At 67.0% G+C, this 5,858-nt stretch carries 4 protein-coding genes and 1 pseudogene; all 5 read right to left on the minus strand.

Annotation, left to right across the window (positions count from 1 at the left end; translation table 11 throughout):
- A pseudogene (locus APM_RS15585) lies at positions 1–339 on the minus strand (DNA polymerase III subunit delta); the annotation flags it as partial.
- A gap of 4 nt (positions 340–343) precedes the next feature.
- The gene (gene lptE, locus APM_RS15590) at positions 344–862 is read right to left on the minus strand and encodes an LPS assembly lipoprotein LptE (protein ID WP_007424345.1); all 519 of its coding nucleotides are present in this window, start codon (positions 860–862) and stop codon (positions 344–346) included.
- The gene (gene leuS, locus APM_RS15595; protein WP_007424346.1) at positions 846–3,440 is read right to left on the minus strand and encodes a leucine--tRNA ligase; all 2,595 of its coding nucleotides are present in this window, start codon (positions 3,438–3,440) and stop codon (positions 846–848) included. Before leuS ends, lptE begins: the two co-directional genes overlap by 17 nt.
- Positions 3,441–3,444: 4 nt before the next feature.
- A complete protein-coding gene (locus APM_RS15600) occupies positions 3,445–3,993 on the minus strand; it encodes a DUF3576 domain-containing protein (protein WP_007424347.1) in 549 nt (182 codons plus the stop codon).
- Positions 3,994–4,222: 229 nt separating this feature from the next.
- A complete protein-coding gene (locus APM_RS15605; RefSeq protein ID WP_007424348.1) occupies positions 4,223–5,536 on the minus strand; it encodes a hypothetical protein in 1,314 nt (437 codons plus the stop codon).
- Positions 5,537–5,858: the final 322 nt, after the last annotated feature.

Here is a 5,858-nt window from a genome sequence, read left to right on the forward strand (position 1 = left end):
CCCCGGCAGATCACCGCCGATGGCGACGATGAGGGCATCGCCCTTCCCCTCCAGCGCGGCCTCGACGGGTGCCACCTGCCGGTCGCCGGCATCGCGCAGCAGCACCACCCGGCGGCCGCCGCCGAAGGCCTGCGCCCCGGCTTCCTCGGGCAGGCGCTCGGCGGTGTCGGCATCGAGTTCGGTGAGCCGGAACGGATCGTCGAGCGATCCCGCGACCAGCTTCGCCAGCCGGCGCGCCCGTTCGGCAACCAGCGAGGTGTCGGGTCCGTAGACAAGAACGAACCGCGCGCGGCCCGGATCGGCGAGGAATGTCTCGACGTGGCGGGCGTCGATCTTCACCGGCTTACCCCCGGTCGGGGTGATTGCGGAAATAGACCGCGAGCTGCTGGGTGATCTGCCGGGCGAGCCGCTTCGCGAAGCGATGGCGCAGCACGCCCTGATCCAGGGTGCCCGCGAAGTTCTGGTTGTCGATGTTGTCGATCGCATCCATCGCCTGCGTCGAGCCGCGGGCGATGATCCGGCTCCGGTCGCCTTCGGGCGTCAGCGTCCATTGCGCGGTGGCGATGTAGCGGTTTCGGGTGTTCGAGCTGTCCGGCTGCACGCCCACGATCTGCACGTTCCAGCCATAGTCGACCGCGAGATGGTAGCGATAGAAGGACGGCGCGCCGGCGCGCTGCAACTCGGCTTCGAGCGCCTGGCGCAGCAACTGCCCCTGCCGGTCCGGCAGCAGGCCGACATCGATCTCGTCGAGCTGCGAGACGACGGCGGTTCCCGCCTGGCCGCCGCCATATAGCGGGCGGAACCCGCACCCCGCGAGCGCGAGCAGGCTCGCGAGGGGCAGGATCTTAAGGACGGACGACAAAGTTCACGATCCGGTCGGGAACGTGGATGCGCTTGACGATCGTCGCCCCTTCCAGAAGTTGCGCGATGCGCGGCTCGGCCATCGCCGCCGCGATGGCGGTTTCGGCGTCCGCCCCCGGCGGCAGCTCGATCGTGCCGCGCAGCTTGCCCATGATCTGCACCGCAAGCGTCACCGAATCGCGCCTGAGCAGCTCCGGCTCGGCGACCGGCCAGGGCTGGTTGACGACCAGCCCGGCCTCCGGCGAGACCTGCGCGTTCGCCTCTTCCGCGACATGCGGGATGATCGGCGCGGCGAGGCGGATCAGCGCCGACATCGCCTCCCGCCGCGCCGCCGGCAGCCCCGGCGCATCCCGCCCCTCGGTCTCGGCGATGGCGTTCGCCAGCTCGTAGAGCCGGGCGATGGCGACGTTGAAGGCGAAACCGTCGATCGCCTCGGTCACCGCGGCGATGGTGCGATGCGTCGCCTGCCGCAGCTTGCGGGCCTCGCCCTCGGCGCGCTCCAGCGCCACGTCGTCCGCCCGGTCGGCGGCGACGCTGCGGGCGAGACGATACAGCCGCTGGACATAGCGGAACGCGCCCTGCGCCCCCGCCTCGGTCCATTCCACGTCGCGCTCCGGCGGATTGTCCGACAGCACGAACCACCGCGCGGTGTCGGCGCCGAAGCGGGCGATCACGGCCGAGGGATCGACCGTGTTGCGCTTCGATTTCGACATCTTCTCGATCGGCCCGACGATCACCTTGCGGCCATCCAGCGTCGTCGCGTGATCGGCGTGGCGGATCACCTCCTCGGGGTAGAGCCACTTGCCGTCCTCGGTGCGGTAGCTCTCGTGCGTGAGCATGCCCTGGGTGAACAGGCCGGCGAAGGGCTCGGCGACGCCGACCTGGCCGAGCCGGTGCATCGCCCGGGTGAAGAAGCGGGCGTACAGCAGGTGCAGGATCGCGTGCTCGATGCCGCCGATATAGTGATCGACCGGCATCCAGTGCGAGGTCGCCGCCGGGTCCGCCGGCACGGGCGCGTGCGGGGCGCAGAACCGGGCGAAATACCACGAGGAATCGACGAAGGTGTCGAACGTGTCGGTCTCGCGCTGGGCGGCCGCGCCGCATTGCGGGCAGGCCACGTGCTTCCAGCTCGGGTGATGGTCGAGCGCGTTGCCCGGCCGGTCGAACGGCAGGTCGTCCGGCAGCCGCACCGGCAGGTCCTTTTCCGGCACGGGAACGGTGCCGCAGACCTCGCAATGGATCATCGGGATCGGGCAGCCCCAGGCGCGCTGACGCGACACGCCCCAGTCGCGCAGGCGCCAGTTGACCACGCCCTTGCCGGCGCCGCGCGATTCGAGCTCGGCGATGGCGCGGGACTTCGCCGCCGTGACGGCGAGACCGTCGAGGAAGCCGGAATTGACGATCACGCCATCGCCGGTGAAGGCGACATCCCCCACCGCGAGGCCCGGATCGTCCTTGGGTGCTACGACGACGGTAACGTCCAGCCCGTATTTGCGGGCGAAATCGAGGTCGCGCTGGTCATGCGCCGGGCAGCCGAAAATCGCGCCCGTGCCGTAGTCCATCAGCACGAAATTGGCGATCCAGACCGGGTGGGTCCGCGACGGATCGAAGGGGTGGACGACGCGCAGGCCGGTATCGAACCCGCGCTTCTCGGCCGCCTCGATCGCGGCTTCGGAGGTGCCAGCACTCTGGCACTCGGCGATGAAGGCGGCGGCCTCGGGATTGGCCGCGGCAACGGCGGTGGCGAGCGGATGATCCGGCGCCAGGGCGACGAAGCTCATGCCGAACAGCGTGTCCGGCCGCGTGGAATAGACCGGCACGCTCTCGATCCCGCCGCACGGCGCCGCCAGCCGGATGGTGAATTCTGCGCCCTCGGAGCGGCCGATCCAGTTGCGCTGCATGGTCCGCACCCGCTCGGGCCAGTTCTCCAGCGTGTCGAGCCCGGCGAGCAGGTCCGCGGCGAAATCGGTGATGCGGAAGAACCACTGGCGCAGCTTGCGCTTTTCCACCGGCGCGCCGGATTTCCAGCCCCGCCCGTCGATCACCTGCTCATTGGCGAGCACGGTCATGTCGACCGGGTCCCAGTTCACCGCCGACTCGCGCCGATAGGCCAGGCCGGCGCGCCAGAGGTCGAGGAACAGCTTCTGCTGGTGCCCGTAATATTCCGGGTCGCAGGTGGCGAATTCGCGCGACCAGTCGACCGAGAGGCCGACGCGCTTCAGGTCGGCCTTCATCGCCGCGATGTTGTCGCGCGTCCATTTGGCGGGATCGACATTGCGCTCCCGCGCCGCGTTCTCGGCCGGCAGGCCGAACGCGTCCCAGCCCATCGGGTGCAGCACGTCATAGCCCTGGGCCCGCCGCGCGCGGGCGATCACGTCGCCGATCGCGTAGTTCCGCACATGGCCCATATGGATCTTCCCCGACGGGTAGGGGAACATCTCCAGCACGTAGCATTTCCGCCGGCCGCCCTGCGGCGCGTCGGCGGTGGCGAAGCAGTTCCGCGCCTCCCACGCCGCCTGCCAGCGCGCCTCGGCGGCGGTGAAATCATAGGCGGAGGCGTCGTGCGTGGTCTGGTCCATGGTCTCAGCCGTTCAGCTGCCCCGCCGCCTTCAGCTGGGCGGCGCGGGCGAGGATGCGATCCTCGAGGCCGTTGGCAACCGCGGGATCGACCGGCTGGTCGACCCAGGCGCCGCCCTGGCGATCCTGCTCGAAGACCGAGACCTTCAGGTTGTTGGCGGTCAGCGTGGTGCCGAGCACATAGGCGGACACCTTGAAGCGCCGGTCCGGCTTGGCCGGCGGCGAATACCAGTCGGTCACGATCACGCCGGCGAAGGGGTCCGCCGAGGCCAGCGGCATGAAGCTGAGCGTGACGAGCGAGGCACGCCAGAGATAGGCATTGACCGCCACACCGGTCTGCTCCGCGTGGCTCTTGCCGCCGAACGTGAACAGCGTGCCGAGCCCGCCATTGCCGCTGGAGGCCATCGCCTGCGGGGTTCGATAGGTTTCCATGTTCGGCAGGTTGGGCTGCTTCGCGTTGCTGCACGCCACGAGCGCGAGCGCGGAGCCCAGCGCCGCGGCTTTCAGAGCAGGCCGGAGGAAGTTGTTCGGGCAGGTCATGTCTGGAAAGCGCACATTCGTCTCCGCAGTTCGGACCGGAGGATCCGGCCGGCAACGATGGTCTTTAACCTTGCCGCGCGGCCGCGCCAAGGCCCGCGCGGCCATCAAGGCCGCCAAACTACGGCCCTCAAGGCCGCCAAACAACGCCCTCAAGGCCGCCAGGCGACAACCGCCACGCGGCACCGGCAAATGAAAAGGGCGGCGGATCGCTCCGCCGCCCCACCTGAACACCTTTCGGGTCAGATTACCACTTCAGAGCGGCACCGAGGCTGAACGCCTGGGACTGCACGTTGTCGTAGCCGGTCGCGACAGTGGAGTCGTTGGTGATGAAGTTGTAGCCGGCCTGGTGACGGTGACCATAGAGATAGGTCGCATACAGGCCGAGGTTCTTGCTGAGGGCGTAGTTCGCGCCGACGGCGATGCCGTAGTTGGTCGCGGTGCGGCCATAGCCCGAACCCAAATAGTATGCCCCGGCGGACTGATTGTTGAAGTAGTAGGCGCCGACCGTGTAGGGGCCGAAATCGTAGATGCCGGTCACTTCATAGAAGAGCAGGTCGCGCTGGCCCGGCAGCAGGAAGTGGTAGCCATCGTTCACCTGACCGGTCTTGACGTTCGCGCCCAGCGTGAACCCGGCATACTTCACCTGGCCCGAGAACTCGGCGATGCCCATCGACTTGTAGCCGGTGTAGCTGTGCGTGCCGACAGTGAACGTGCCCGAGCTGACACCGATCGGCGCCGCATGCAGGTAATCAACCGCGAGGGTCACGCCCGTGCCGTTGAACTCGCCAGAATATTCCAGACCGCCCGTGATGGTGTTCTTGCGGCGCGCGCTGCCAGCACCACTTACGCCGCTGGCAAGTGTTGCACAATTTTGTGAACCAATTGTGCAAAGCGCCCCCTCGTTAAAAGCATTTGAATTTGGCTCGAAGTCGAAGCCAGCCTTGAAGCCGTCGACGTCAGGCGAGATGTAGACGATTTTGTTGGTGGTGTAGAGCGCACCAGCTGACGTGAAGAGTCCCTTTGGTGCATCAGGAGACGGCACAGCCGTACCAACACCACCATCAGAATTCCACAAATTGCCATCGCCGAAATTATAGTATTCGCCGGTCGCTAGCAGCCACCAAATACCATCAGTCTGCCCAAATCGAACGAAACCGGTCTGAGGTGTTCCGATATATCCGTAAGCACGACGGATAGCTAAAGTAGTATAACCATTACCACCTTCAGCCCCGAAGCCTTCGTGTGTACCGACGCCAGCGGGCGTGTAAGTGGTGCGCAACTCTGTCGCGACACCATACTGAATTCCATTCTCAGTCGTACCGTCGAAGCCCGGATACAGGCGCAGGAAGCCGGACATGCCGATCGGGTTCAGCTTGTTGCCGCCCTGGATGCTGTCACCCGTCGCGCCGATCATGTTGATCTGGTCGTTCAACAGGCCGTTCAGGTGGACGACGATCTGACCCGGAGCGGGGGCCTTGGCAGCCTGGGCGTGAGCGGCACCGGACGCGGCGACCATCAAGCCGAGCGATGCGGCAGACGCCAGAAGATACTTGCGCATTCAAACCTCCATGTTGCCGGTCAGACCGGCGTGAATTCTTTGCCGCCTGTGCCGCTTCAAGGCCCGAAAGCCGTCGCGGCGAGGCGTCAGACAGGCGGATAAAAGGCATTTCAGTCTCAGGAAGCAACATCCGAAAGCGCCGGTGAAGGCTATTTGGCTGCGCTGTGGTATCAACGCCACACTGTATGACACTGATTTGACAAAGCCCCGATCGCCGCAACACCGCGGCAGGCCGGGCCAAGCGCCCGCATCCGCCGCCCCTCGATGCCGCCAAGGGCCACCACCTGAACCCCGCCGGCCAGCCGCGCCAGCGCCGCCCAGC

The sequence above is a fragment of the Acidiphilium sp. PM genome, assembly GCF_000219295.1.
Lineage (GTDB): Bacteria > Pseudomonadota > Alphaproteobacteria > Acetobacterales > Acetobacteraceae > Acidiphilium > Acidiphilium multivorum.